A 24,546-nucleotide genomic window follows, 5' to 3' on the forward strand; every position below is an offset into this window, starting at 1 on the left:
CGGCGCGGGATCGGCCTGAAGCTCGCCAGACGCACGGAAAGCCGGACCGTCCGGATTTGACGGAGTCGGTACCGCGAAAGGTCTGTCAACTGGCACCAACTCGATGTCTGTTCAGACCGGTTTTCCCGACTGCTCCTCCTCGAATGTCACGGCCACGGCAGCATTCGCAGAAAGACGCACCTTCTGCCCTTCGACATCGGCGACTAATCCAAGGTCGATGAAATGCGCGTGACCCTTGTGTCGGCCCTCTCCGCTGTCGCGCTCCGCGAGCTTGATGCGACCGTTGGCGACACCGTCCACGGTGCCGACGTGGACGCCGTCCGCGCCGATGACTTCCATATTCCGCGCGATCTTGTCGTTTGTCATTTGGTCTCTCCTTGTGATTTCAATGATTGCGCCCGAGCTACGCGTCCTCCGCCAGGCGGAGTCCTGCGAATTGCCAACACATATGGGCGGGGAAGAAATTGCGGTAAGTCGCGCGGAGGTGTCCCGGCGGAGTTACGCAAGAGCCGCCGCGCAACACGAACTGTCCGGACATGAACTTGCCATTGTACTCGCCGACTGAGCCTTCAACTGCGTGGAATCTCGGGTAAGGTGAGGCCGTGTCCTTCGGATGGTATTGCTTTGGCGCCGTATCGATGCCGAGATAGAATCCGAGCGCGCCGCCCAGCATCATGATCAGCGCAAATCCCTGCGAAGTCGGCGCCGACACGCTCGAACCGACACGGATGGCGACGAACAAACCGCTTGCGGCTCCCGCCAAAGCAAGGCCGAAGCGCTCCAGGACATGTGCAAATTTTCTGACGCGGCTGCGCATTGCTCGCCTCATCAATGAGTTGCGCCGCTGCTCAGGCTGGGACTTGGATTTTGCGCGAACGGATGGAGGAGGATGGCCGTGAGCAGGAGCTTGTGGTGCTGTTGCTCGTGGCGGCATCCGAACTCGACTAGCCCGGCGACGTTGTGAGTCGGTAGAGAGTTGAGCGGCTTCGCGACGGCAAGATCGCTGAGCGTGAGTGCCGACTGGAAAGAATGTACAGGAGCCATTGCAATTCCTCAGCATAAATTCGGAATGGGCTGTCGCAACGGGGATGGCGCCGCGTACGCAAACGCTATGCAACACTCCGGGTTTGGAATCTAAAAACCGTGTCGGCCCCCGTCCAGCCCTCTCCAGCTTGTCGCGGCATGACCGATTTCACGTCGGCAGCCTGGACACCTGGCAAACAAACTGCGATGCGCACGCGGCAAGGCTGTGCGCGCCGCAGTCATGGATAGCTTGGTAGGCGCCGTCAAGCGGCATTCCTCCGAGGCAACTTCCAACCCGGGCGAATGAAGTGGCAGGTGTAGCCGCTCGCATAGCGTTCCAGGTAATCCTGGTGTTCCGCCTCGGCCTGCCAGAAATCGCCGGCGGGAGAAAGCTCGGTTACTACCTTGCCCGGCCACAGCCCTGACGCCTCGACGTCGGCGATCGTGTCTTGCGCGACGCGCAGCTGATCCTCGCTGGTGTAGAAGATCGCAGACCTGTAGCTCGTGCCGCGGTCGTTGCCCTGCCGGTTGAGCGTGGTCGGGTCGTGGATCTGGAAGAAGAACTCCAGCAGGTCGCGGAAGCTCGTCTTGCTTGGATCGAACATGATCTCGATCGCTTCGGCGTGCGTGCCGTGGTTGCGGTAGGTGGCGTTCTCCACGTCACCGCCGGAGTATCCCACTCGCGTCGACACGACACCGGGCAAACGCCGCACCAGCTGCTGCATTCCCCAGAAGCAACCGCCGGCCAGAATCGCGCGTTCTGTAGTCGCTGCCATGGTTACGCCTCCTGCTTGTCGAAAAGTTTCGCGTATTCGCCGTAACCCGCGCTTTCCAATTGATCGCGGTGGATGAAACGGAGGGAGGCCGAGTTCATACAGTATCGCAACCCGCCCTTGTCGCGCGGCCCGTCGGGGAAGAGGTGACCCAGGTGGCTATCGCCGTGCTTCGAACGAACCTCGGTCCGAGTCATGCCGTGCGAGTTGTCGACCTTCTCGACGACGTTCGCGGCCTCGAAAGGCCGGGTGAAACTTGGCCAGCCAGTGCCGCTATCGAACTTGTCGAAGGATGCGAAGAGCGGCTCGCCGGAAACCACGTCGACGTAGAGGCCAGGCTCCTTGTTGTCCCAGTATTCGTTGGAAAACGGGCGCTCGGTCCCATCGGTCTGCGTGACGCGGTACTGCTCGGGAGTCAGCGCCGAGACCGCCTCCGGGTTTTTCCTATAGGTCGCCATTTGCGGAGCTCCTTTTTGATCTGGCGTGAAGATAGGTATCGGGTGGGCGAGTGTCCAATCACCGCCAGCTATCGAAACGATGCCTGAGGATCGTGGCTGGAAGTGTTTCAAATCTGCCGGAACCAATTCGCTCCCCCGTCGAAGGGTCTGAAATTGTTGGAACAGAACTTTGAATCGGCGCTCGCCGCGATACCGGACGGCTACGGCGAGGGCGTTTACAACGGTCTGCGATATGGCGTGATGGTGCGGAACTCTCGTGATGGAAAGCGGACTAACCTGGTCGCGCGAGCGCTCGGCGGTGGCGATGTGGTCAGCTTCAACCTTTACCGGCTGAGGTCGGGAGTACCCTCTTTGCGGCCCTGCGAAATGCCGGCCGAGAAAGTCGTCGCGTTTGTTCTCGGGTATATTCCCGACCTCCCAAAGTCTTGAGCAAGCTTGCGCAGTCACCTGCGGCGACGTCTGTGTGCCACCAGCAAAGTGAGCTCCGGACTCAGTGCGCCTGACCTCCGGGAGCTTCAGCCTTCAACGCGGCGGCCGAGGCGAGTGCCGCGGCATTGATCGAAGGCCGGACCTGAGTATGGACATGGGCAGTCGCGAATGCGTCGAGCGGGGCGGACTGCTGACGATGTTTCGCTCGGAGCCTTCTGGAAGCCCGGCAGGCCGATCCTCTTCGCGCCGACGCACCCATCGCCTCACAGTCCGCGACTGCGATGGTCTCGGCACTGATGGCGGGCCGTTCCGGTTAGGACGTCGACGCGGCCCGGCGCAAAGAGGACAAGATTTGCGCCGGCTCCTCCCGCACCGTGAAGTCGGGTTCGACGAACGCGCTGCGGATCCGACCGTCCGTGTCAATCACGTAGGTCGCGGGAATGGGCAGCATCCAGACCGGCGAACCGTGCCGCGCACCGAAGTCGAAACCGAGTCCGGAATAGTGCGCTTTGGTCTCGTCGGGCACCCGGAACAGGACGCCATATGACATCGCAACGGCGTAGTCGACGTCGGAGAGCACCTTCAGCTCCAATCCCAGGCTTTGCTTGAGCTGCCGCGGAAAATGCCTCGTCTCGGGTGTCACGACCGCGAGAGTTGCGCCGAGGTTCTCGAACTCATCCTTCGCGGCTTGGAGGGCGCACAGCTCTGCGGTGCAGAATGGGCACCAGCCGCCTCGGAAGAAACTCAGGACGAGCGGGCCGTTTCGACGCAGCTGCTCAGAGGAGTGGAGGCGGCCATCGGCGTCCGGCAGGAGGAAGTCCGGGGCGGTATCTCCGACGTTCAACGCGTATGATGCCACGCCTGTATCGCGCAGCCAGCCTACGAGATGGTTGTATGACTCCCAGTCCGCGGGGCTAAATGTCGCCAACAGCTCAGAGCGAATCTGGGCGAATGTCTTGTCGATCTGGTTTGGCCTCGGCGAGGCGTCAGACTGCGGATCGATTGGTTGGAAATGGTTGGCGGGTGGCGTGCGTGTCGCGGTCATGCTGACGCGCTCGCCACTTCCGAAAACGTTTCTTGCGGCGTGCCTCGATGGCGAACTTCGATCGACCAGTCGCGAAGCCGGGCGACCTTGACGAAAGCGTCTAGCGCAGGCGAGTAGCGGCGCCCCTGCACAGCCAGCAACCGGACTTCCCGAGAAACCTGATCACCTTCGAGCGGAATGGTTTTGAGCATCGGAAGGCGCGGCATGTGCTCGGGCGCGAGTATCACGCCGAAGCCAGCCGCCGCCATGTGCTGCAGGTGCAAGTCATGACCACTGCAGTGGCCGAAGCGGGGCGGTTGCTCAGGAAAATACGACCGCTTTATCTTTGGGGCGACGTCGCATCCGGATCGATCCAGCAAGACAGTCTCTTGGAGGTCGTCGATGCCGATCGAGGGACGGTTGGCCAGCTTGTGTGTCGGCGCGAGAACCGCGACGTAGCGTTCCTCAAACAGCGACCAATCGTCGATTCGGGGGGGTATGTCCCGCACGTCCCCGACCACTGCGGCGTTGATCTCCCCCTCAAGCAAGAGGTCGACGAGTTTTTCCGCTGCGCCCTCGCGCAGTTCGACTTGAAGTCCAGGTACGAACCTCGCAATCTCTGCGATCGGATCGAGGACGAGCGATGCCGAGATCGTTGGGGCGAGGCCGATCTTGAGCGGCGCGACCTCCTTGCGTTGGAACTCCTTCGCTCTGCGACGCACCGCCTCTGCCGACGCCAGCGTGCGTTCCAGCATCGGAAGGACTTCCTTTCCGAGATCGGTGAGCTGCGTCAATTGGCGCTCGCGGTAGAGCAACTGCCCGCCGAGCTCCTGCTCAAGCTTCTGCACCCCCTTGGTTAGGGCCGGCTGCGTAACATTGCACTGCTCGGCCGCGCGAGTGAAGTTGAGCGTGGACGCGACCGCGAGGAAGTAGCGGACTTGATGAAGCTCCATCGGTTGTTCTCCGTCAAGTTGCTGCCGACGATACTGAAGAGGCTTTGCACTCGACGACGTGACGAGGCACGCCATAATCGTTGGGCATGGATGCCACTTGCGGCTGCGCCTTGGAATGGTCCGGTCTATTGGTTTGGACGCGCGGACACGCTTTCTGGAGCCTCTGAGAGCCCGGGCTAATGAAGTCTCACAGGAAATCTGCAAGTTTTAGCCGTTCAGGCTCGATGACCGAGCCTCTCGAGGTTATCATGCCGCAAAACACAACCCTCAATATCAACGGCAAGGATCAGGCCGTCTCGGTCGAGCCGGACAGCATGTTGATATATGCGCTGCGTAACAATCTCGGGCTTCACGGTCCCAGATTCGGCTGTGGCCTCGGGGAATGCGGTGCATGTACCGTCGTGATTGACGGCGAGGCTATTCGTTCATGCATCACTCCTGTTTCCACCATCGGCACCAGCAAGATCACGACTTTGGAGGGACTTGGCACCGTCGACAACCCGCACCCGCTGCAAAAGGCCTTCATCCAAGAGCAAGCCGCCCAATGCGGATATTGCATTAATGGGATGATCATGGCGGCGAAGGCGCTGCTGGACCATACGCCGCATCCGAGCCGGGATGACATCAAGGAGGCGCTGGACGGCAATCTATGCCGCTGCGGCACCCATATGCGGATCGTGCGCGCGATCGAACGTGCCGCCTCGCAGGCGGAGTGATACGATGAAGCAGAACGAGTCTGGCATCGGCGGTGCGCAGTTAAACCGGCGCGGATTCCTGCAGGCTTCGGGTGGGCTTGTCGTCGCTTTCAGCTTGTTTAACGCGACGGAGATCGCGGTCGCAGAGCCCGCGGCGGGGAGATCGGTTGCATCGCCGCCGGCGGGCAAACTCTATGCCTGGCTTGCCGTTCATCCTGACAACACCGCAACGCTGTTCACCGGAAAGGTCGAAACAGGCAACGGTGTGCTGACCGCACTGGCCCAGATCGCGGCCGAGGAACTGGACCTTCCTATTGACCGGCTGGACGTCGTGATGGGCACCACTTCGCAGACGGTGGATCAGGGTCCGAGCTATGGCAGCATGACTGTTCGGTACGCCGGCCCGCAGATTCGTCAGGCGGCCGCTGCAGGGCGGCAGGTGCTGATCGACTTGGCGGCCAAGCATTTCGGCGTATCGTCCAATCAGCTCGTCGCCAGAGAAGGCACGATTACGATACTTGGCTCCTCTGACCGTTCCATCACCTATGGCAAGCTGGTGGATGGCAAGCGGCTGGACGTGGACATTGGGGCCAGTGGCGAGCGCTTCGCCATGAAAGTAGCTCCCGAAGCGCGCACCAAGGATCCATCCACCTACACGGTGGTCGGTAAATCCGTAAAGCGCAAGGACATTCCCGGCAAGGTGACCGGCGAGTTTACCTACGTCCAGGATGTCAAAGTGGACGGCATGCTGCATGGCCGCGTGGTGCGGCCGTACGGCGTGGAGTCCAGGCTGCTGAGCGTGGACGAAAACGGGTTGAAGGACATTCCCGGCTTCGTGCAAGTGGTGCGGCGTGAAAATTTCCTGGGTGTAGTCGCCGAAACCGAGTGGGGCGCGATCCAGGCGGCGGAGAAGCTCGGTTCTACTTTGAACCCATCTGGCCCGGATGACGGCCAAGCGAAATGGTCGAATTGGAATGGCCTGTCGCCTATGGACCAGATTTGGGACACGTTGCGTCAGACCGCGGGGATCAACCGTTCCGTCGCGAGCACCGGATCAGTGGACATAGCTCTGGCTTCTCAGTCCGGAGGCCAGGTTCTGAAAGCGACCTACAAGACCCCGTTTCAGATGCACGGTTCGATCGGCCCATCCTGCGCCATCGCCGACGTAAAGAGTGATCGTGCTACTTTGTGGTCGGGCACGCAGATGCCTCATGAAACGCGGGGTGACATTGCCAAGATACTGGGCATCCCACTCGACGATGTTGAGCTGCGCTGGTTCGAGGCATCGGGCGGTTATGGTCGTAACGGCCTCGACCACTCCGTCGCTGACGCCGCGATCATGTCGCAGGAGGTAGGACGGCCGGTACGCGTCCAATGGATGCGCTGGGATGAGCATGGGTGGGAGCCGAAAGGCCCGCCTATCGTTCAGGACCTACTCGGCATTGTCGACAAGGATGGCAACGCCATCGCCTGGCGTCACCACATGTGGGTCCCAACGATTACTGATACGCACCTGATCGCGCCCGCGCTGATCGGCAAACCAGATGTCACTGGAATCACGGGCACGGGCGCAACTCCGGTCATTAGGTACGTCTATACTTTTGACAACACCGATGTTGCAGTCCACGACGAAGGACGGGTGGGTCTGCTGACCGCCTGGCTGCGTTCTCCGGCGCAGTTCGAGACCACTTTCGCCATGGAATCGTTCATCGACGAAATGGCGGTGGCGGCCGGGCAGGACCCGTTGGCCTTCCGTCTGGCACATATCGACGACCCGCGAGCCATTGCCGTTCTGAAGGCGGCTGCGGAAAAGTATGGCTGGGTCAGTCGACCCGCTGGCGGGAAGAAGCTGCAAGGCGCGGGCAAACCCGTACAGGGCCGCGGTATCGCCTGGGTGAATCGCGACGATGTGCGCGTGGCGACGATCGCCGACGTTACAGTCGATCCGGCCAGCGGGCAGATTAAGGTGGGTCGCGTCGTGGTGGCGCACGATTGCGGGCTGGTGGTCAACCCTGATGGGCTGCGCAACCAGGTTGAAGGCAACGTCATCCAGTCCCTCAGTCGTACGCTGCATGAGGAAGTGACGTTCGACCGCGCCCATGTCACCAGCCGTGACTGGGAGGGCTACCCGATTCTGCGCTTCTCCGACATTCCGGACAGCATCGATGTTGTTCTAGTGAACAACACGCCGCAATACCCATCTTATGGCGCCGGGGAGCCGGCGACCAACCCGACGGCCGCTGTTATTAGCAACGCAGTGTTCGATGCGGTCGGCGTGCGTCTGCGACAGACGCCGTTCCGTCCCGAGCGGGTGAAGGCAGCGATGGGGTGAACATGTTGTTACGCTTATTCCGGCTTTCAAAAGCACTGATTGCACGGTCTACCCTACGGGCACCGTAAAGTTGTCGACAAATTGATGCGCGATAGCGGCTCACGCCGTAGCGCCTTTCCTCATGAAATCCCTCGTTTCGGCTCCCTGCCAATGCTGGCATCGGCAGGGAGCGCGATACACTAGATAAAGCATGCGCGCTGCTGCATTTGTCATGAGGCGCTCCGACCTACGCCGTCGCACAAAGCGGTCTTCAGGTCGACTTTGGGTGCAACTGAGCGAGAGAGAACTTCGATGTGCGATCGATCGCTACGGAGAGGTAGGGCTTAACGCCTCCCCGAAATGCGAGATGAACTCGGCGCCAACACCCACGGACCGGACACTTAGTGCGCGGCGAGGTGGGCGAGAACTGGGAACAGTTCGGATGGATCGCCGCGCTGCGTGTAATCGGGGCTGATGTCGGCGTATTCAATTGTCCCGTCGCGCGCCACGACGTATCGAGCGGGCATGGTCAAGGTCCAGCTCGGATCGCCATTGAAGACCGAGAGATCCAATCCGCTGTCCAGCTCGACAGCGCGCAGGTCGTCTGGCACTTTCCAGCGCAGGCCAAATGCGTGCGCAACCTTGCCTCCCGGGTCGACAAGGCTTCCAAACGAAAGTCCGTTAAGTTTTTGCGTTTCCAGACTATTCTCAGGCGTCTGCTGAGAAATGACGACCAGCGAGGCGCCGAGCCTGCGTATGTCGTGAGAGGCCGACTCGATCGCCCGAAGGTCGACGGTGCAATAGGGGCACCATCTACCACGGTAGAATGCGAGCACGACCGGGCCGCGAAGCACCGCATCGCGAGACGAGAACACCCTGCCATTGCCATCGCGTAGCCGAAAGGTGGGAGCTTCTTCCCCGGCCTGCACCGCCCGCTCGGCCAATCCGGATGTGACGAGAGCGTCGACCGCCCGGCGCCGAACCAGCGTTGCCACCGGCGGGGTGTTTGCCAGATCCTCGGCTCTCACAGCGTCCAGTTCGTCTTGGAGTAACATTTTTCGGCCCGTCGCGGGCTGTCCACGATCTCTAAGATAATCGCTCTTACAACGGCGCTCGGGAAGTCCTCCTGCGCAAGTTTGAGTTATTTTTGTCATGCATGAGTGAGCGTCCGCGAGTGAGCTTATGCCGTCTTTCCCGCGCCCGTCTTTGGCATGGAGAGTTTGCGTAGATCGGCCGCTAGCGACTTGCGCAGTCGAGACGCAGCGAACTCCATGAAACGCCGCAGCTTGAGGGGCAGGAGCGCCTGTCCCGCATGCACCAGGTGCACCGGGATCGGGTCTGGCTCGTAGTCCTGCAGGATGAGCCTAAGCTTGCCCTCGGCCACTGCGCGCGCGACCTGGTAGGAGAACACGTTCGTCACGCCGACGCCCGCGATCGCCGCGTCGATCGCGGACTCCGCCGTGTTGATCTTCAGTCGGCAGTAAGGACGAACGCTCTTGGTCGACTTGCCGCGCGGGTTGAAGATCCATGTCATCCCGGACGCCAGGGCGGTGTACGTCACGCACATGTGTTCGGCCAGGTCCTCGGGCGTTTTGGGGACGCCGTGAGAAGCGAAATAGTCAGGGCTGCCGCACACCACGCGCCTGATCTCGCCTACCTTCGTCGCGATGAACGTGCTGTCGGACAGCGTACCGATGCGGACGGCCAGGTCGACGTGCTCGTCGATAATGTTGATCGTGTGGTCGGTGAGCGTCAGCTGAACACTGATCTGCGCGAACCGCGCGAGGAATTCGTTTACGACCGGTACGACGTGGAGGCGACCGAAAACGATCGGCGCCGCCATCGAGAGTGTACCGCGCGGAACCGTGTACTCCCCGGAAGCCTGAGATTCAGCCTCCTCGACCTGTTCCAGGATGCGTTTGCAGGCGGTGACGTAGGCGAGCCCCGCTTCGGTCAGAGACAGCTTCCGCGTCGATCGGACCAGAAGCTGGGTGTTGAGGTGCGCCTCCAGCTCGGCGACCTTCCGACTGACGGTCGGTAGGGGAACGCCGAGCTGCCGCCCCGCCGCGGAGAAACTCCCGGCCTCGGCCGACGCCACCAAAATCGACATTGCTTCAAGTCGGTCCATCATCTCTCACTTTTCGAGAGGTTATTTCTCATGATTAGCGGATTATGCTGCTGAGCGGTAGGGGTTAGGAAAAAAGGTAACAATTGCGTTGGTCGGCGTTCAACGGAGAGAAAATGCCCCGTATCGCTATCCCCGGGGCGCGATGAGGCGGAGAAACTTCTCCTGGTCTCATCAGGCGATGAAGAAGATGCTCAAGAAGGGCAAAACGATGAAAGCTGACATCGTCCCGGCTGACGGTGCAAAAACCAAGGCCGTCCAGATCGTCAGAGCTACCGAGGTGGACATCCCCTTCATCATGGCGATGGAGCGGCTACCTGCGAACGAAGGGCTGGTAGGGTGTTGGGAGCGGGAGCAGCACAAGCAGGCGATCACCGATCAAGGCAACGCCTATTTCGTCGGCGCGAGTGAGGGAACGCCCGTCGGATTCGTCATCGTTCAGCACTGGGCGTCGGCTCACCGCGCAACGCTGATCGGGCGGATCATCGTTGCCGATACAGGAAAAAAGATCGGCCGTGAACTTCTGTCAAAAGTGATCGACACGGTTTTCACCGAAACCGAGGCGTTACAGATTTGGCTCAACGTCCACCCGAGCAACGAGCGTGCGCAAAGATGCTACACCGCGATCGGATTTCGCTTCGAAGACCGGGCGAAATTCCCAGTGGCCGGCGAGAGTAAGATGATGCTGATGATCCTGCAGCGGACGGCCTGGCGGCACTGACCGTTCGAGGACAGTCTCGAAGCTTAATGTTCGCCTGTCCTAGGTCGTTTCCGGAGAGCACCGTGAAGGCCGATGAGGGCTCGTAAATGCACTGATGCCGATGCAGGTGTAGAAAGTCCAGCTTGTCCTCGCAAGTGGACGTCAGAGGCGCTCATTTGGCAATGTCTATCGCCAGAAACTGCCGTTGCAAGAGCGTGGTGCGGCTCGCGTTAGACCCGGAGCCGGCGCCACTCGTGACCCAACCGGGTGACGATAATGTTCCTGGTCCAATCGCACCAACTCGAATCAAGGCAGGGCGATGTCGTAACGAACGTAGTTGGTGGGGCGTGCGATGCGATCGTACAGCGCGCGACCCGCCACGTTATCAGCCTCCGTATGCCAGTAGACTCGGCGCCAGCCTTTATCGCGGCCGCGAGCGACGAGGGCATCGATGAGAGCGTGTCCTATACCCGCGCGGCGCGCGGGAGGCTCGACCCACAGGTCTTCAAGGTAACAGACCATGCTCGCGCTGAACGTGTGCGGATGGAGCACGTAATGCGCCAGTCCAACCGGCATGCCTTCGAAATCGGCGGCGCTGCATACAAGCGCACCCACCGCATGATTTGGGTCCATGATCCGGCGCCACAGTTCACGATCATCGGCCTCTGGGATCGATACACCCTGGTACGCGCAATTGGCGGACCACATTCGCTGCCACGCTGACCAGTCGGCAACTGTCGGATTGCGGACCTCAATAGTCGGCATCTCAAACCCCAATGGACCTCGCCTCGGGATCAGGTAGAATCTCGTTAGCCTCAATCGAGTAGATCAAACGATCCCTGCTGTTCACAGTCATCCTTCGTTCGAAGCTCTCTCCAAGGCGTTCGGCGACACGAATGGACGCGACATTCTCCGGATGAATCATGCTGATCACGCGCTTGATGCGCAGATGGCCGAAGGCATATTCGAGCGCGGCCCGTCCACCCTCCGTCGCATAGCCTTTGCCCCAATGCTCACGAGTCAGCATCCAGCCGACCTCCGTGGCTGGCCAACCTTCGGGTCGCTGGAGGCCGATGCGCCCGACGAAGGCGCCTGTTGCTTTGTCCTCTGCCAGCCATTCACCGAAGCCCAGCAGATGCCAATGGCCGACAAATGCAGCCATTTCAAACCAAGCGTTGATCCGGGCTATGGGAAGCCCATTACCCAAATATCGTATGACCTCGGGGTCGGCACTCATTCGTGCAAACGCCTCGAAGTCGGAAGTGGTGAACGGGCGGAGTCTGAGCCGAGGGGTTTCGATCGTCACGAATGGATGCTCTGACAAAACTGAACCTCGGCGCGAGTTGATTCCCGTTTAATGCATGGCCGCACAGCGTAGGCCGGAGCGGCCGCCTTCAGCAACCCCTTACGTCTCGCAAGGGTCAAAGGCGACTTTCCCGCGTCTTCAGGCATGTCCGCCTTACGAGAGCGGACATTTAGATCATGGTCAACAAGCTGGCGAAGCCTGACGTAAGGCGCGTACTCATAAATTTCGGGAAGTCGACTTCGCGCCAAGAGCGACCGAGATAATCTTGCGGTGACGCACTGGCCATAGCTATGTTGTCGATCTCGACAGTCCGAAAGTGCACACCTAAATTCCCAATTCTGTCTTCGATTCTTCTCTTGATTGCGGGCGACTTTCCCCCAGGCGCGGCTCCGTCCCGGCCAATAGCCGCTGAATGTTGGCACGATGGCGCACAATCACGTAAATGCCACCTGCGATCACCAATAACCGATAGGGCGACGGTTGCTCCAAGCCGCAGATGAGGGCGATCGCGGTCAACGCTGCTAGCGCCGAGCCAAGGGAAACAATTCGAAAAATTGCCAGTGCAACGCCAAACACCGTCAAAGCGCCTAAACCGACTGGCCAAGACAACGCCAGCAACACGCCCAGCCCTGCCGCAACGGATTTGCCGCCTGTAAACTTCAACCAAATCGAACGGCTATGCCCCAACAACACGGCAAGTCCGGCCAAGCAAACAGCCCACGGCATCCAGGTTTGCAGATCAAGCGCTGTGGGTGGTGTGACGGACGGCAATGTATAGAGCCAAGGATAAAACCAGCGGGCAAAGACGATCGCCGCCGTACCTTTCAGCACATCTACCTGGAGCACCACCAACGCAGGCCATTTCCCCAAGGTTCGCAATACGTTCGTCGCCCCAACGGATCTGGAGCCATGCTCGCGGATATCAATGCCCTTGAGCAGTGTTCCCGCCAGATACCCCGTGGGCGTAGAGCCGAAGAGATAAGCGATCGCCAATCCAACCACACTCGCTATCCAGAAAGTCATGGGGATACCCTCGACGCTCCAATTTCATGCATTCTAGGCCGATTCAATGAGGGTAGGCTGATCGATGTCCGCTTTGGGTCGAAAGCGTCGCGGCCGGGACTGGAAGCGTTGCGTTGTGTTGGCTCATGCGGTTCATTTTTGATTGACCATTGGCACACCTGAGAAGGTATTGCGGAGCGTCACATGGCGAACTGGGCGACTGAAAGACTTAACGAACTTGTGCGCGGTACTGACGTTGTCTTGCCGCCCGTGACGAAAACCTTGAGGTTAGGAACGATCGACTCCTGGGCGCCGGGATTGATCAAGAAGACATGGCTGCCTCATCCAGAACTGCTTAACGTCGATGGCTCTATGTTCGGAGGCTACATCGCCGCCTTGGCGGACCAAGCCCTTACACTTGCGGCGATGACGCGCGTACCGGATGATCTCGTATTTCGTACGCTCAATCTCTCCGTCAACTTCCTGCGCGTTGGCAAGGCAGAGCCGCTGGCCATTGAGGCCCGGGTGACCGCTCAAACGCGGCAAGTCATATCTACACGCGCAGAGTTCCGGCGGCCTGATAACGAGTTGATCGCGGAGGCATCCGCGCAACAGTTTTTGCTCGCGATGCGATGACTTCAGAATGAGCGGATGTGCCAAGGATACGCTAAGCCCCCGCCGATCAGCGCAAGCAAGGCGCTGAACTGAAACCACAGTAAGCCGTGCCTTCTAGAATCTACGGATGACTGCTAAGTTTACGGCATCGCACAGGGGAACGGGCGATTCCCACCCGATAACGAGCCGATGGTCGAATCCCAAGAACTCGAAGCATATAGAATGTTCGGCAGGAGCGAGTGGTCGGCACTACGATCCAACACGCCGCTCACGCTCACGGATGGCGACCTAAAAACACTCCGCGGCTTGAATGAATCGATCACGCTTGACGAGGATCGGGAGTTATGACTTGCGCCGTATTGTTAGGTTCTTGGCAGCTATCAAAGCCGGGCAGTAAGATGTCTCAGCACCGGTGTATTCGCACCACACTTAGCCGAGTCATTCGGCGACGATATAAACGGTCATGGTACGCGCGCTCGCGGCCTGGTCTTCACCAGCGGGCTCGTGAGTTTCGCGCGCTTTGTTCATTGCAGAGTTCGGTTCGAACTCCATGAACTGATTTCGGCGATGATCCCGTCGAAGAGGTCCAGGTACTGTTCTGGAGTTCGTAAACTTCGAGCTCTCGCACCGAACTAGTCGGCATCGATGTAGGGAATCGGAAGCTCGTTCAAGTCGTCGTCATAATTCGCCGGTCGCCCGACGGTGATGTTGTCGTTCGTGCGGATGTCGGCGCTAAGGCCCAGCGACCGCCCGACGGGACACATATCCGCGGCCTGCATGAGTTGGGCGCGCTCCTCCTCACGCAGCGGTCCTTGCAGCTTGATGGAGCGCTCGAACGAGTCGCGGCCGCCATCCACGCCGTGGTGAAACGACACGGCGACCTCGACATGAGAAAGCGGCAATTTCCGTCTTCGCGCCTCGAAGCGGATCGTCATCGCCGTGCATGCCGCAAGCGAAGCGCTTAGCAGCTCGTAAGGGTTCGCTCCCGTCGCCATTCCGCCCCTGCCGTCGGGGCCGCCAATCGAGAACTCGGATGCGCCAGCACGGCCGTTGAGTGTGGCGGCACCGTTAAGGTCACCGGCCACCACAGCCTGCGGGCGGCGAGTACCGTCATCGATCGAATTCGTCATTATGCCTTCCTTTCAGATTTTGACAGTGGACTTGGCTCGCCCGTCGGGCGCAAGCTTCCTTGACCATCTGTCCGTGCTACCTCGCCCAATCGATCCTTGCGCTCGCACGACACGCCTTGGAGTGTGCAACTTCCTCGCGGGGTCTGACCCTGGCTGCTCTCAGCTGCGGAGCGTCTTGCTGCCGCTGGCGTCCACGTAGTATTGAGGCGCCTCGCGACGGTCGCATTTCCCGTAGTCACGAACGATTCGCACTGTCCGAAGCCTTGCCTTGTCATTCGGCGCCGACGAGTTCTCGTACGCTTGCGCCGCAGCCGCATCTTTCCAGGTTATGAGGAGAACCAGATCGCCAGGCGTAAGTATCGCCTCGAAAACGTCCCAGGATGTACTGTCAGCGGCCCACGGATTCAGGCCGAGCCATTCGGCGCAATCATACGGATTGTTGGTCTGCTTCCATTGCGTGGGACGCGTTGCGTTGATCAGCGTGACGGTGGTTCCTTCCCCGACCTCCGTCTCGTCGAGCCGCTGTTCCGTAAGCGCACAACCCGGCGGCAGTTGATTGTCGCCAGTGATCTGGCCGACACGCAGGTGATAGTCCGCGAAGATTACGTCACGTCCCTTCTTCTGGGCTTCGTGATGGCGGCCGTGCGTGCGCCAGCGGACGAGCGACTTCTCGTTCCGCCAGCTCGACAGCGAAAGGATCCACCCGTCGCGGATAAGGCTCTTGTATCGGATGTTGTCGACGAAACCATCGATCTTCTCGAGCTCGGGGCGCAGCATCTCAGCGCTTTTGAGGTAGTCATCCTCATTTTCTTTGTTCGGGAGAACTTCGAAAATCACCGAGAACATGACGATATCCTTGCTCTAACGTGCCACGGCATAACCGATAGCGATGTCAACGTGCCGCGATCGGACGCGTCACCCTCATACGAGATGATATTCAAGCCCTCGGCATCGATCTCAACGGGCGGCATCTGTGCAGCTGCCGTTTTCCTTACCGACACGCCTTCCTGCTTCCGTAGCGCCGCAATCGACCCGCACCGCGCCGATAATCTGACGTTCGCGAAAGCGATCCTCTTGCCGAGCGAGTTCGATCGTCTCTTAGGTTCCATAACGTTCGGTCTTTATTGCGCCCGCCTTCAGTCCCAAGCCGAGCGCAGCGTCCGCAGCAATCTCGACGAACGCGTTCGACCCGCAAACGAAGACGCGGCCGGGGGACGCAGACAACCGCGCTGCGACGTCAGCGACCATCGGCGCGTCGATCCGCTTGCCGAAGTCGGTAGGTCGCGTCGGCCTCTCGCGAGTGAGCGCCAAGGCGAGCCTGAAGTCGGACAACGAACTCTCGAGCTCGAGGAGCTCGTCCCTGAACAGCACGTCATTCCAGGTCCTGGAGGAGAGCAGCAGCGCGACGGGTACGGGTTCTGCGCTGGCCTTCCTGTACCGAATCATGGCCATCAGTGGCGCGACGCCGGAACCCGCTCCGATCAAGAGCACTGGGGTCTCGCTGCGGCCCGGCCAGAGAAAGTGACCACCGAGGGGGCCGCGAAGCTCGATCGTGTCGCCTACCTGGGCGACGTCGTGGAAAAACGGCGAGACCTCACCATCCGCGAGGCGCTCGATCGCGAGTTCGATCATGTCCGAGCCGCTCGGCGCGGATGCGATCGAGTAGCTGCGCATGGCCGTGTAGCCATCGGGCGCAGTCAGGCGGATGTCGACGTGCTGACCCGCCTTGTAGTCGAACCGTTGTGTCAGGCGCAGGAAAAAGCTCTTGATGGTCGGCGTTCTTGCCACGATCTCGTCAATCGTGCACCTCTGCCAGCGCGCTGCCGCGACGGCTGCATCAGTCATGCGTGTAGCGCTGTTCACGCCAGGGATCGCCATAGATGTGGTAGCCGCGCAGTTCCCAGAAGCCGGCCTCGTCGCGCTCCGTGAATTGAAGTCCGTTCACCCACTTTGCCGACTTCCAGAAATAGAGATGCGGCACGAGCAGGCGTGCCGGCCCTCCGTGATCGCGCGGCAGCGGCTGGCTTTCGTAATTGAGAGCGACCATTGCCTTCCCCGCCGCGAGATCCGCGAGTGGCACATTGGTGGAGTATCCGTCGTAGCAATGCGCGAGCGCGAACGGAGTTGGCGCGCTAAGGCCGGCGTCGGCGAGAATGTCGTCGATGGTAACGCCCTCCCAGGCGGTGTTGAGCTTCGACCACGCAGTCACGCAATGGATGTCTCGCGTCATCCTGGTTCGCGGAAGTGCATTGAACTCCGACCAACTCCAGACCTTGATCGGCCGAGGTCCAACCTTCAGCGTGAAAGTCCAGTCAGCGGGCTCGATCCGTGGCGTGGGGCCGGCCGTAAGCACCGGGAAATTCTCCACGAGGTGCTGTCCAGGCGGGATCCGATCCGATAGATCTGATCCCGAGTTGCGACCGGTGAAACCGCGAGTAGCCATGGCGGATATCCTCTGTCGGCGGTTGAAAGGGGCGTCGTCCGGCTCCGCGGATGAGCATGAAACCGGCGAAACATGAAATGTTGCGCGGCGAATGGGAAATGACGTGAGGCCATGAAGTTGATAGCCGCACGTTATGGTGGCCGTCCGCCTTCCGATTGGGGCTCGTGGGCCGTTGACGAGAACCGCTCAAGCAGCTCGGTCAGCATCCTGACGGCCTGCGTTAGCTCCAGGACCTCACGCTTCCGTAATTGGTCGATCTTCTCGTACCCATCCGTTTAGGCGAGCGAGCAGGTCGATAGCCGCGCGAAAGACAGTCTCGACCGCACGATAATTATTAGTGGCCGCATGCGCGTCGGCCTGTGCATCAGGCAAATAAATTCCGCCGCATCAGGTCAATAAGTTCCGCGTCCATTGAGGTAAAACTATCATATCGATAACCGCGCGGAGTGCGACGCTCTCGCGTCGATTCCTTGGCCGTTACCGTCCTAGTGCGCGCGGAGCTCCCTGAGAAGGAAGTCGGTAAATGCGCGGGCGGCAGGCTTTATTGTCTTTCCGCTCACGAAGACCGCGTTCAGCTCCTGCGAGCCGAAATCCCAGTCAGGCAACACCCGCACGAGCTTGCCGGCGTCAAGCTCTGCTCGCGCGCTGTTCTCGCTCGACGCTGCGATCCCCAACCCGGCGACCGCGCTTGCCGTGGCGACTTCGTTCGTGGTGATCGAGAGCGGGCTGTCAACCCGCACGGAGGTGACGCGACCGCCCTTGCGGAAGGAGAACGTCGGTGAGGGATGCGCCGGACTGATGATCACAGTGTGGTGCGTGAGGTCCGACGGCATCGTCGGCATGCCGCGCTCCCGCAAGTAGTCGGGAGAGGCCGTGAGTATCCTTGGCTGGTGGATGATCTTGCGGGCAGTCGCGCTCGAGTCGGGGAGGGGGCCGAACTGGAACGACACGTCGAGGCCCTCAGTCACGAGGTCTGGGTAGCGGTCAGTCGGCCGGAGCTCGATCTTGAGAGCAGGGTGCTGCTTCATGAACGCGGGAAGCCGCGGGACGATTTCCCTGAGCCCGAAACTGATTGGCGTGCCGACCCGCAGCGAGCCGCGCAGCTCTCCCGTTCCGCGCGCCTCGTGGTCGGCCTCGTCGAGCGCCGCCAGGATCGCCTCAACGCGCATGAGGTACGTCGTGCCGGCGTCGGTCAGCGTCACCGCCCGGGTGGTGCGGCTGAAGAGCGTCGTGCCGACCTCCTCCTCGAGGGCAGCGATCAGCCTGGATGCGGTCGGCTGCGACAGGCCGAGCTCTCGGCCGGCACTGGAGAAGTTGCCGACGCGCGCGGCGCGGGCAAACAGCCTGAGTGCTGAGAGTCGATCGTTCATCGCTTGCCGCGGTCGCCGTGCGCTACAGGAAGGCCCAGACGAGTGCGAAGGCCAGGGGGACCGAAGCGAACGCGGCGGCGCTCGTCACGACAGCGCCGACCGCTGCGATCCCAAGCTCGCCGTGCTCGTCTGAACCGAAACGGGTTGACTTCGGTTTCGAGAGCGGCTTCCCAGGCATTTATCGGTCTCCTCAGCGGGCGCCATGCTCCCCGCTGCCGGGGCAGATAGTGCCTATCGACTTCTAATATAATCGCAGTTTGTGAGACATTGTCTCTCAAAATATGAGAGATGATAAGTTGCCTGCCAACGGTACTGATTGTCGAGACCTGTGTGTGAGAGGACGGCGCCGGGACCGGCGGATCGCGGCTTCGATAACAAGACGAGGTCGTCGCCTTGCCGCCGCTCGGCTTATGACAAGCGCAAAAAGGACGACGTGTGGACGCAAGTTCGGCGGATAAACCGGCGACGCCGGCGCGGCGGGCGGTCGCCACCTGTGCAGTCGCGGGCCTCTGACGGCGATGCGGTTGCCCGGACGAAGCAGCGCGAAATGTGCGGGTGGCACGGGCCTGGTCTGATTTAAGTCGGCTCTGGCCTCCGGACGGCTGCAAGACCGAGGATCGAGGACACCCGCGATACGCTGGATGTCATTGTAAGTGATGTTGCGATTTGTTGACCCAATGCGGATACGTGACGCCTTCATCCGCATCTTCGGCTTCTCCCCACGCCGCGCATACCGCGGCATTCGGCCCCGCTGATCCGGAGCGTGTGGCGGATCTGTAAGCGCCTCACGCGACACGAGCGGCACCCGGCAGAAGGGCGCGGCTCACTCAAACGTTCTCGCGGCCGCCCAAATGACACGAGGTAATGCGGCACCGGCACTTGTCCCCTCAGTGCCGGACGTCGTGATTTGAAAATGATTGAGGGACACTTAGCGAAGTGGTGTGAGCTCGCGTCGGCTTTTCGGCAAAACCGAGAACCTTCGCCCTTTGCGCCATCCCCCCATACCAATATCCAAGCAGGAGGATGAGCGATCCGGCGATCAGCATCGGAATCCCGGCAACGTAGAGAATGTGCTGTGCGTTGAGGTGATACGCAAGCAAGGCCCCAATCAACAGCGGGCCGCCAATGCCACCCAACCTTCCGATCCCGAGAGCCCAGCCCACGCCTGTGGACCTGATCGAGGTCGGATAATAAATCGTCGCCAGCGCGATCACGCTCTTCTGTCCGCCGCTGATGCAAAAGCCGGCGCAGAATGCGGTCGCCACCATCATCCAGCTCGGTTTGTCGATCGAATAGCCGAACAAGACAACAAACGCGGCGCCAACAAGATAAACTGTGGCAAGAGAGCCGTAGGGGCCGATTCGATCCATCGCCGGTCCGATCACGAATGCGGCGACGATGCCGCCGACGGTGGTCATGGTGGTAGCGAGCGCGACTGTGTTGAGAGAATGTCCGACATTCGTCAGCATGGACGGCAGCCAGCTTTGCAGCGCGTAAAATTCGGCCAGATTGAGCATGAACACGACCCAGACCACCAGCGTTCCGGCAGCGCGGCCGGACGAAAACAGACTTCCAACCGCGCTGCGCCGCTCAGCCGCTTCGGTGACGAACTGCGTCGGCCCCTGCACCGGCAACGCACCATCGATTCGACGCACCACACGCCAGACGGCATCCGGTTTCGCCTTCGTGCGGATCAGAAAGTCCATCGACTCGGGTAAGAACATCAACGCTAGGATTGCGGCCACCATGGGCGCGGCTGCGCCGATCCACAGCATCGATCGCCAGCCATACTCGGGGATAACCCAGGCTGCGACCGCGCCGGCTGCGACGAAGCCGAGCGAGAATCCGCTATAGATCGCCAGCACAAAAGTCGCGCGCAGACGCGCGGGACTGAACTCTGTCGTCAACGCAATGGTGCTAGGAATTACGGACCCAAGCGCGATGCCGGTGATGAAACGCAGCACCATCAATTCAGTGACGTTAGTTGCGAAGATCGTCGCAAACGTCAGCAACGCGAAGGCAAAGGTCGAGATGACCACAAGCCTGCGATGGCCGAAGCGATCCGACAACGGCGAGACAAGCAGATAGCCGACCATCAAACCGGACAGCGCCGATGAGAAGATCGGCCCGAGAAGCTGTCTCGGGAGCCCCCATTCTTTCGCGATCGACGGCGCCATATAGCTGATGGCCTGCGTATCGAAGCCATCGAGGAACATGATAAGACCGCACAAGGCGACGATCGCATACTGCGTGATGCCGGTGCGACGCGAATTGATGAAGGATGGGACGTCGAAAGTAACCTCGGTACTACTCATTTCCTCACCTCTGCCGGCCAAATGATTTGGTCCAATTTTGTTTCTATTTTTTTGCCAGCACGACGATCACGTCGCGCCGCAAGCACGAAAGACGTGCGGATATCGTCAGTCGACTGTTTGCAGGATTTGCGCCGGCGTTGTGTCGGACGACCCGCTCGGGATGAACGCATCGGCGTAGAAGTGATTCCTGGGCAATCCGCCGCGCGTCTCGAATTGACTGCGAGCGGCTTCGATCATCATGGGATTGCCGCAGGCATAGACATGTCGGTCCGACAGATCCGCAAGATCCTCAAGCACCGCAGCGTGCACCAGGCCGCGGCGCCCCCTCCAGTTCGAGTCGGGTTCAGACAGCACTGGAACGAACGTGAGCCATGAATAGCGCTTTGCCCATTTTTTGCAGGTCTCCGCGAGATAAAGATCGGCCTCGCGGCGTCCGCCCCAATAGAAGCGTACCTCGCGGTTGAGCCGCCGCCGAATTATGTCATCGAGGATCGATTTCAAAGGCGCGAAACCGGTGCCGGTCGCGACGAAGACGTAACGTGCCTTATCGTCCTCGCGGAGATAGAAATCGCCGAACGGCACCTCGACCTCGAGCTTGTCGTCGATCTGCAAGGAGGCCAGCACTTTTTCCGAGAACGCGCCGCCGGGCACGTGCCGGATGTGCAGCTGCACGCCGTCACTCTCCTGCGGAGGGTTGGCCATTGAAAAGCTGCGCACGTCGCCATCCGGCGTGCGGATGCGCAGATACTGCCCCGCCTTGAACTTGCTGCGAATGCTGGCCGGAAAGCGCAATTGCAGAATGGCTACATCATCTGCCGGGCGCGACATGCGAAAGACCCGCGCCTGAATTGTCTTCCGCGCCGACGGGTCGTGGCGCTGGATCCGTCGCGGTCGAATGGTGAGATCGCTCTTGGCGGTCGCCGTGCAGAACAAGACCTTGCCGGAGGGACCTGCGATTTGTTTTGAACGCTGTTTGACGTTGCCCTTGCTCAGAAAGCCTTCACAGGATGCGCAGACGCCCTTCCTGCATGAATAAGGCATCGTGTAGCCCGCGCGCTCCGCCGCAACGAGAATCGTTTCGCCGTCATCGCACGTGAAGCTGATGTCGGCGTCTTCGACCGCGATCGTGTGCGTCATGCCGTTTCCTTGAATTGATTGGCACCTGCGACGAACTGAATGCAGCGCAGGACCGGCGTGGGATCGGCAATGCCCTTCCCAGCAATGTCGAAGGCACCGCCATGGCCGACGCTTGAGAACATCAGACCGGCACCGATCGACATCGCAGCCGAATTCCGGCCCGCGAGCAGCTTGATCGGGATGTGCCCCTGATCGTGATACATCGCCGCGAACGCATCGAAACCTTGCTGACCAAGCATCAGATCGGCGCCCACCGGCCCCTCGATATCGATGCCTTCCGTCTTCAGCCGTTCGACCAGCGGCTTGACGATACGGTCGTCATCATCGCCAAAAAGGCCGCCTTCGCCCGCGTGGGGGTTGATGCCGAAAACGCCAAGCCTCGGGTGCGGAATGCCGAGGTTGCGTAAGGCATCGATCGTTGTGCGAATGGCGCGCTCGATCAACGTTGGCGTGATCCGATTGAGGGCGTCGAAAAGCCGCTCGTGCAAGGTCACATGAACGATCCGCAAGCCGGCGCCGACCAGCATGAGAAACACTTCGTCTTCCGGCACCTTCTTCAACCGCGCTAGCAGGCTCGGATAACCGGAAAATGTGATGCCGGCGGAGTTCACGTTGGTCTCAGAATGCGGACATGCCACGATGCAGTGGGCGCGCCCTCGAGTGATGAGGTCGAGCGCCGCCTCGACATAGGCGACGGTCGCACGGCCGCTCTCCGGGGATCCTTGCCCCGGCTGGAAGGCTTTGGCGTCCAAAGCGGCAACAGGATGATAAAGCAACGCCCGCTTGTCAGCGGATGTCCCGGCCTGCGTCAGAGTGCGGCCGGGCGCGAATTTGTCCGCGTAGAAGCGAATGACATGCTCATCGCCAACCAAAATCGGAGATGAGTCTGGCTTTGCTTCCGCGCACAGCACCGCGGCCTTCACCGCGATTTCAGGGCCGATGCCATTGGGATCGCCAATGGTCAGCGCGACAGCTTTCGGTGTCATAACGGCAGCGCCAGCAGGGTGTCGATCCGCGAACTGTCACACACCACCGTGCGCTCATGCAGTTGCGCCACCCCATCCACGATCTCGTAGACATCGAAATAGCGCCCGGTGGCGTAGATCGACGTGTCGCCATCCTGCAGGATGCGCGCCACCATGAAGGGCGTCTCGCTCTTCACCTTTGCGCCGTCTTCCGAGAGGATCGATGGCAGGCCAAGGATGTGGCGATAGCTCTGCCGCTCATAAATATTGGCTTCACGGAGAGCCGAGACGCGGTCGGTGAGCATGCCGCGCGAGTTGGCGAACACGATGCCGGCCTCTAACCCGTCGCGATAGTTCGACGCCGTGGTGATCTTGTAGAGGCACGGACCATGAAACAGGCTCGGCCATTCCTCCAGGCGATCGTCGTCAATGCAGCGTGCGTAATCGGCCTGCGCCTTGGTGATGTATTGCAGAGAGTTCGCGTGCACGGCGCTGGTCCTTAGATGCCCATATTGGCGCGATACGCCTTCCAGAAACCGCGCACCGACGCCTCGGTCACTCTGCTCTCGCTGCTGTTAGCCTCAGCGCCGCCCATCTCAAGCACCGCTTGATCCTCGCTTGCGCCGGCAATGCCACGCTGCACGAAGCCGCCGACACAGCCGTCTTCCATGGAGATGTAACCGGCGGGACCGACGAGGTTGCCCTGCTTGAGGCGCGTCAAGCGCTGCTCGCGCGTATCGTCGGCAAAACCGAGATAAGTCCAGTTGAGGTCGGTCCGGTCGACCGCGCGCGGCACGATCTGGCGCACGGCGATGGCATTCTGGATCTGCTGCAGCACGAACGTCGGAAAAACCGACAGGATCTGCAGCGTGCAACCGTCCTGATATTCGTCGAAGCTTTCCAGCAAAGTTGGATCGGCAAGCTTGTATTCGCTCTCGGAGCGCAGTTGCTGCTTGGCGTAATCGACGTCCTTTTCCGCCTCACGATCGATCGCCGAATAGCTGACGTGGTGTCCCCCGCTTTCATCGACGATGATGCCGCCCTTCATTGACAGCCGGTTTAATTCAAACGTTGTGAAGAACAGATGCAGGATGCTGGCGTGATAGGAATCCTTCACGTTCTCCATGTAGAGCTTCCAGTTGTTCGGAAGCACCTGGGTGAAGCGTCCGAGCACAACGGCCTTACGCCCGCCAAGCACGCGCTCGATATGGTTCAGGATCTCTTCACCGAGATACTCCTCAATCGAGGGCACGTCTTCGGAGAATGAGCCGAAGATCAGGCCGTGAACGATGGCGATGCGCAGCTTGCGCGGACCGTGCTGCTCCATTTTGAAGCTATCCGGCATACCGCCCTTGCCCTTGATGCCGTCCTTGAAAGCAATGCCCGTCAGGTTGCCCTGCGGATCGTAATTCCAGGCGTGATAGACGCAGCTGAAATCCTTGCGATGCTTGCCGCGGTTTTCCAGGCAGATCAGCGCGCCGCGATGGGCGCAACGGTTTTCGAACGCGTAGATTTCATTGTCGGTGTCGTGCGTGACGATCACCGGCGTGTCGCCGATGTGGGTCGTGAGGAAATCGCCGGGCTCCGCCAACTCAACTTCCAGCGCGAGATAATGCCAATTCGGTCCCTGGAAGATCTTGCGTTGCTCCTCCGCGTAAACCGATTGATCCTGAAATACCCAATACGGAACGCGGGTGAGCCCTTCCGGCCAGTTGGCCGGAGTCGACGCTTCCGGCGGCAAAACGATCTTGTTCATCGGCGCTCCTCACGCT

Annotated in this window: 25 protein-coding genes and 2 pseudogenes; 4 read left to right on the forward strand and 23 right to left on the reverse strand. The window is 60.4% G+C overall.

The features are described from left to right. Window positions 1-111: 111 nt before the first annotated feature. The 7 genes and pseudogenes from RCO31_RS07745 to RCO31_RS07775 all read right to left on the reverse strand — a co-directional run. A complete protein-coding gene (locus RCO31_RS07745) occupies window positions 112-366 on the reverse strand; it encodes a DUF2171 domain-containing protein (RefSeq protein WP_308967677.1) in 255 nt (84 codons plus the stop codon). A 37-nt stretch (window positions 367-403) separates the two neighbouring features. Further along, a pseudogene (locus tag RCO31_RS34700) lies at window positions 404-598 on the reverse strand (ergothioneine biosynthesis protein EgtB); the annotation flags it as partial. Window positions 599-1,286: 688 nt separating this feature from the next. Then, on the reverse strand, window positions 1,287-1,799 hold the full coding sequence (msrA, locus tag RCO31_RS07755; protein ID WP_308967679.1) for a peptide-methionine (S)-S-oxide reductase MsrA: 513 nt from the start codon (window positions 1,797-1,799) through the stop codon (window positions 1,287-1,289). Window positions 1,800-1,801: 2 nt separating this feature from the next. Beyond that, complete coding sequence (gene msrB / locus RCO31_RS07760; RefSeq protein WP_308967737.1) at window positions 1,802-2,254, reverse strand: peptide-methionine (R)-S-oxide reductase MsrB; 453 nt, start codon at window positions 2,252-2,254, stop codon at window positions 1,802-1,804. Window positions 2,255-2,996: 742 nt separating this feature from the next. Next, window positions 2,997-3,728, reverse strand: a complete 732-nt coding sequence (locus tag RCO31_RS07765; protein ID WP_308967680.1) for a peroxiredoxin-like family protein — start codon at window positions 3,726-3,728, stop codon at window positions 2,997-2,999. Beyond that, window positions 3,725-4,462 carry a LysR family transcriptional regulator substrate-binding protein gene (locus RCO31_RS07770; RefSeq protein ID WP_308967738.1) on the reverse strand — a complete coding sequence of 246 codons (738 nt, stop codon included), beginning with the start codon at window positions 4,460-4,462 and terminating at the stop codon, window positions 3,725-3,727. Before RCO31_RS07770 ends, RCO31_RS07765 begins: the two co-directional genes overlap by 4 nt. Before the next feature lie 75 nt (window positions 4,463-4,537). Beyond that, a pseudogene (locus RCO31_RS07775) lies at window positions 4,538-4,735 on the reverse strand (LysR family transcriptional regulator); the annotation flags it as partial. Between the two features lie 173 nt (window positions 4,736-4,908). On the opposite strand from RCO31_RS07775, the gene RCO31_RS07780 reads away from it, so the two are divergent. Continuing rightward, window positions 4,909-5,376: a 2Fe-2S iron-sulfur cluster-binding protein gene (locus RCO31_RS07780; RefSeq protein ID WP_308967681.1), complete on the forward strand. Its 468-nt coding sequence runs from the start codon at window positions 4,909-4,911 to the stop codon at window positions 5,374-5,376. 4 nt (window positions 5,377-5,380) lie between these two features. Beyond that, a complete protein-coding gene (locus tag RCO31_RS07785; RefSeq protein ID WP_308967682.1) occupies window positions 5,381-7,687 on the forward strand; it encodes a molybdopterin cofactor-binding domain-containing protein in 2,307 nt (768 codons plus the stop codon). Between the two features lie 380 nt (window positions 7,688-8,067). Here the strand turns inward: RCO31_RS07785 and RCO31_RS07790 are convergent, their stop codons facing one another. Together RCO31_RS07790 and RCO31_RS07795 are read right to left on the reverse strand one after the other, a co-directional pair. Next, window positions 8,068-8,694, reverse strand: a complete 627-nt coding sequence (locus tag RCO31_RS07790) for a peroxiredoxin-like family protein (protein ID WP_308967683.1) — start codon at window positions 8,692-8,694, stop codon at window positions 8,068-8,070. 152 nt (window positions 8,695-8,846) lie between these two features. After that, window positions 8,847-9,794 (reverse strand): LysR family transcriptional regulator, encoded by a 948-nt coding sequence (locus RCO31_RS07795; protein ID WP_308967739.1) that lies wholly within the window; start codon window positions 9,792-9,794, stop codon window positions 8,847-8,849. Window positions 9,795-10,002: 208 nt separating this feature from the next. On the opposite strand from RCO31_RS07795, the gene RCO31_RS07800 reads away from it, so the two are divergent. Further along, window positions 10,003-10,512 carry an N-acetyltransferase gene (locus RCO31_RS07800; protein WP_308967684.1) on the forward strand — a complete coding sequence of 170 codons (510 nt, stop codon included), beginning with the start codon at window positions 10,003-10,005 and terminating at the stop codon, window positions 10,510-10,512. Window positions 10,513-10,797: 285 nt separating this feature from the next. Here the strand turns inward: RCO31_RS07800 and RCO31_RS07805 are convergent, their stop codons facing one another. The 3 genes from RCO31_RS07805 to plsY all read right to left on the reverse strand — a co-directional run bounded on the left by RCO31_RS07805 (window position 10,798) and on the right by plsY (window position 12,820). Further along, window positions 10,798-11,256 (reverse strand): GNAT family N-acetyltransferase, encoded by a 459-nt coding sequence (locus RCO31_RS07805; RefSeq protein ID WP_308967685.1) that lies wholly within the window; start codon window positions 11,254-11,256, stop codon window positions 10,798-10,800. A 1-nt stretch (window position 11,257) separates the two neighbouring features. After that, window positions 11,258-11,797, reverse strand: coding sequence for a GNAT family N-acetyltransferase (locus RCO31_RS07810; RefSeq protein WP_308967686.1), 540 nt, complete (start codon window positions 11,795-11,797; stop codon window positions 11,258-11,260). 324 nt (window positions 11,798-12,121) lie between these two features. Beyond that, window positions 12,122-12,820, reverse strand: a complete 699-nt coding sequence (gene plsY, locus RCO31_RS07815; protein WP_308967687.1) for a glycerol-3-phosphate 1-O-acyltransferase PlsY — start codon at window positions 12,818-12,820, stop codon at window positions 12,122-12,124. A 183-nt stretch (window positions 12,821-13,003) separates the two neighbouring features. Here plsY and RCO31_RS07820 point away from each other — a divergent pair, with 183 nt between their 5' ends. Then, window positions 13,004-13,435 (forward strand): PaaI family thioesterase, encoded by a 432-nt coding sequence (locus RCO31_RS07820; protein WP_308967688.1) that lies wholly within the window; start codon window positions 13,004-13,006, stop codon window positions 13,433-13,435. Between the two features lie 611 nt (window positions 13,436-14,046). Here RCO31_RS07820 and RCO31_RS07825 read toward each other — a convergent pair. The 11 genes from RCO31_RS07825 to RCO31_RS07875 all read right to left on the reverse strand — a co-directional run bounded on the left by RCO31_RS07825 (window position 14,047) and on the right by RCO31_RS07875 (window position 24,530). Beyond that, window positions 14,047-14,544: an OsmC family protein gene (locus RCO31_RS07825; RefSeq protein WP_308967689.1), complete on the reverse strand. Its 498-nt coding sequence runs from the start codon at window positions 14,542-14,544 to the stop codon at window positions 14,047-14,049. A gap of 159 nt (window positions 14,545-14,703) precedes the next feature. Beyond that, window positions 14,704-15,390 carry an antibiotic biosynthesis monooxygenase gene (locus RCO31_RS07830; protein WP_308967690.1) on the reverse strand — a complete coding sequence of 229 codons (687 nt, stop codon included), beginning with the start codon at window positions 15,388-15,390 and terminating at the stop codon, window positions 14,704-14,706. Between the two features lie 252 nt (window positions 15,391-15,642). Continuing rightward, window positions 15,643-16,389: a ferredoxin reductase gene (locus tag RCO31_RS07835; RefSeq protein ID WP_308967691.1), complete on the reverse strand. Its 747-nt coding sequence runs from the start codon at window positions 16,387-16,389 to the stop codon at window positions 15,643-15,645. Further along, entirely contained in the window at window positions 16,382-16,987 is a 606-nt protein-coding gene (locus RCO31_RS07840) for a sulfite oxidase-like oxidoreductase (RefSeq protein WP_308967692.1), read from the reverse strand. Before RCO31_RS07840 ends, RCO31_RS07835 begins: the two co-directional genes overlap by 8 nt. 485 nt (window positions 16,988-17,472) lie before the next feature. After that, window positions 17,473-18,357, reverse strand: coding sequence for a LysR family transcriptional regulator (locus RCO31_RS07845; protein ID WP_308967693.1), 885 nt, complete (start codon window positions 18,355-18,357; stop codon window positions 17,473-17,475). A 22-nt stretch (window positions 18,358-18,379) separates the two neighbouring features. Then, a complete protein-coding gene (locus RCO31_RS07850) occupies window positions 18,380-18,535 on the reverse strand; it encodes a hypothetical protein (RefSeq protein ID WP_308967694.1) in 156 nt (51 codons plus the stop codon). A 709-nt stretch (window positions 18,536-19,244) separates the two neighbouring features. Continuing rightward, window positions 19,245-20,672, reverse strand: coding sequence for an MFS transporter (locus tag RCO31_RS07855; RefSeq protein WP_308967695.1), 1,428 nt, complete (start codon window positions 20,670-20,672; stop codon window positions 19,245-19,247). A 105-nt stretch (window positions 20,673-20,777) separates the two neighbouring features. Continuing rightward, a complete protein-coding gene (locus RCO31_RS07860) occupies window positions 20,778-21,809 on the reverse strand; it encodes an FAD-binding oxidoreductase (RefSeq protein ID WP_308967696.1) in 1,032 nt (343 codons plus the stop codon). Continuing rightward, window positions 21,806-22,795 (reverse strand): 4-hydroxythreonine-4-phosphate dehydrogenase PdxA, encoded by a 990-nt coding sequence (locus RCO31_RS07865; RefSeq protein ID WP_308967697.1) that lies wholly within the window; start codon window positions 22,793-22,795, stop codon window positions 21,806-21,808. Before RCO31_RS07865 ends, RCO31_RS07860 begins: the two co-directional genes overlap by 4 nt. Next, the gene (locus RCO31_RS07870) at window positions 22,792-23,262 is read right to left on the reverse strand and encodes an aromatic-ring-hydroxylating dioxygenase subunit beta (RefSeq protein WP_308967698.1); all 471 of its coding nucleotides are present in this window, start codon (window positions 23,260-23,262) and stop codon (window positions 22,792-22,794) included. Before RCO31_RS07870 ends, RCO31_RS07865 begins: the two co-directional genes overlap by 4 nt. 11 nt (window positions 23,263-23,273) lie before the next feature. Then, window positions 23,274-24,530 (reverse strand): aromatic ring-hydroxylating dioxygenase subunit alpha, encoded by a 1,257-nt coding sequence (locus RCO31_RS07875; RefSeq protein ID WP_308967699.1) that lies wholly within the window; start codon window positions 24,528-24,530, stop codon window positions 23,274-23,276. Between the last annotated feature and the right edge of the window lie 16 nt (window positions 24,531-24,546).

Source organism: Bradyrhizobium sp. LHD-71 (assembly GCF_031157255.1).
Lineage (GTDB): Bacteria > Pseudomonadota > Alphaproteobacteria > Rhizobiales > Xanthobacteraceae > P52-10.

Coding starts and splice junctions, on each gene's coding strand:
- msrB (WP_308967737.1), bottom strand. CDS start 2,254: ATGGCGACCTATAGGAAAAACCCGGAGGCGGTCTCGGCGCTGACTCCC.
- RCO31_RS07770 (WP_308967738.1), bottom strand. CDS start 4,462: ATGCTGGAACGCACGCTGGCGTCGGCAGAGGCGGTGCGTCGCAGAGCG.
- RCO31_RS07845 (WP_308967693.1), bottom strand. CDS start 18,357: ATGAACGATCGACTCTCAGCACTCAGGCTGTTTGCCCGCGCCGCGCGC.
- RCO31_RS07850 (WP_308967694.1), bottom strand. CDS start 18,535: ATGCCTGGGAAGCCGCTCTCGAAACCGAAGTCAACCCGTTTCGGTTCA.
- plsY (WP_308967687.1), bottom strand. CDS start 12,820: ATGACTTTCTGGATAGCGAGTGTGGTTGGATTGGCGATCGCTTATCTC.
- RCO31_RS07780 (WP_308967681.1), top strand. CDS start 4,909: ATGCCGCAAAACACAACCCTCAATATCAACGGCAAGGATCAGGCCGTC.
- RCO31_RS07745 (WP_308967677.1), bottom strand. CDS start 366: ATGACAAACGACAAGATCGCGCGGAATATGGAAGTCATCGGCGCGGAC.
- RCO31_RS07765 (WP_308967680.1), bottom strand. CDS start 3,728: ATGACCGCGACACGCACGCCACCCGCCAACCATTTCCAACCAATCGAT.
- RCO31_RS07800 (WP_308967684.1), top strand. CDS start 10,003: ATGAAAGCTGACATCGTCCCGGCTGACGGTGCAAAAACCAAGGCCGTC.
- RCO31_RS07820 (WP_308967688.1), top strand. CDS start 13,004: ATGGCGAACTGGGCGACTGAAAGACTTAACGAACTTGTGCGCGGTACT.
- RCO31_RS07825 (WP_308967689.1), bottom strand. CDS start 14,544: ATGACGAATTCGATCGATGACGGTACTCGCCGCCCGCAGGCTGTGGTG.
- RCO31_RS07835 (WP_308967691.1), bottom strand. CDS start 16,389: ATGACTGATGCAGCCGTCGCGGCAGCGCGCTGGCAGAGGTGCACGATT.
- RCO31_RS07865 (WP_308967697.1), bottom strand. CDS start 22,795: ATGACACCGAAAGCTGTCGCGCTGACCATTGGCGATCCCAATGGCATC.
- RCO31_RS07860 (WP_308967696.1), bottom strand. CDS start 21,809: ATGACGCACACGATCGCGGTCGAAGACGCCGACATCAGCTTCACGTGC.
- RCO31_RS07855 (WP_308967695.1), bottom strand. CDS start 20,672: ATGAGTAGTACCGAGGTTACTTTCGACGTCCCATCCTTCATCAATTCG.
- msrA (WP_308967679.1), bottom strand. CDS start 1,799: ATGGCAGCGACTACAGAACGCGCGATTCTGGCCGGCGGTTGCTTCTGG.
- RCO31_RS07840 (WP_308967692.1), bottom strand. CDS start 16,987: ATGGCTACTCGCGGTTTCACCGGTCGCAACTCGGGATCAGATCTATCG.
- RCO31_RS07785 (WP_308967682.1), top strand. CDS start 5,381: ATGAAGCAGAACGAGTCTGGCATCGGCGGTGCGCAGTTAAACCGGCGC.
- RCO31_RS07795 (WP_308967739.1), bottom strand. CDS start 9,794: ATGGACCGACTTGAAGCAATGTCGATTTTGGTGGCGTCGGCCGAGGCC.
- RCO31_RS07805 (WP_308967685.1), bottom strand. CDS start 11,256: ATGCCGACTATTGAGGTCCGCAATCCGACAGTTGCCGACTGGTCAGCG.
- RCO31_RS07830 (WP_308967690.1), bottom strand. CDS start 15,390: ATGTTCTCGGTGATTTTCGAAGTTCTCCCGAACAAAGAAAATGAGGAT.
- RCO31_RS07875 (WP_308967699.1), bottom strand. CDS start 24,530: ATGAACAAGATCGTTTTGCCGCCGGAAGCGTCGACTCCGGCCAACTGG.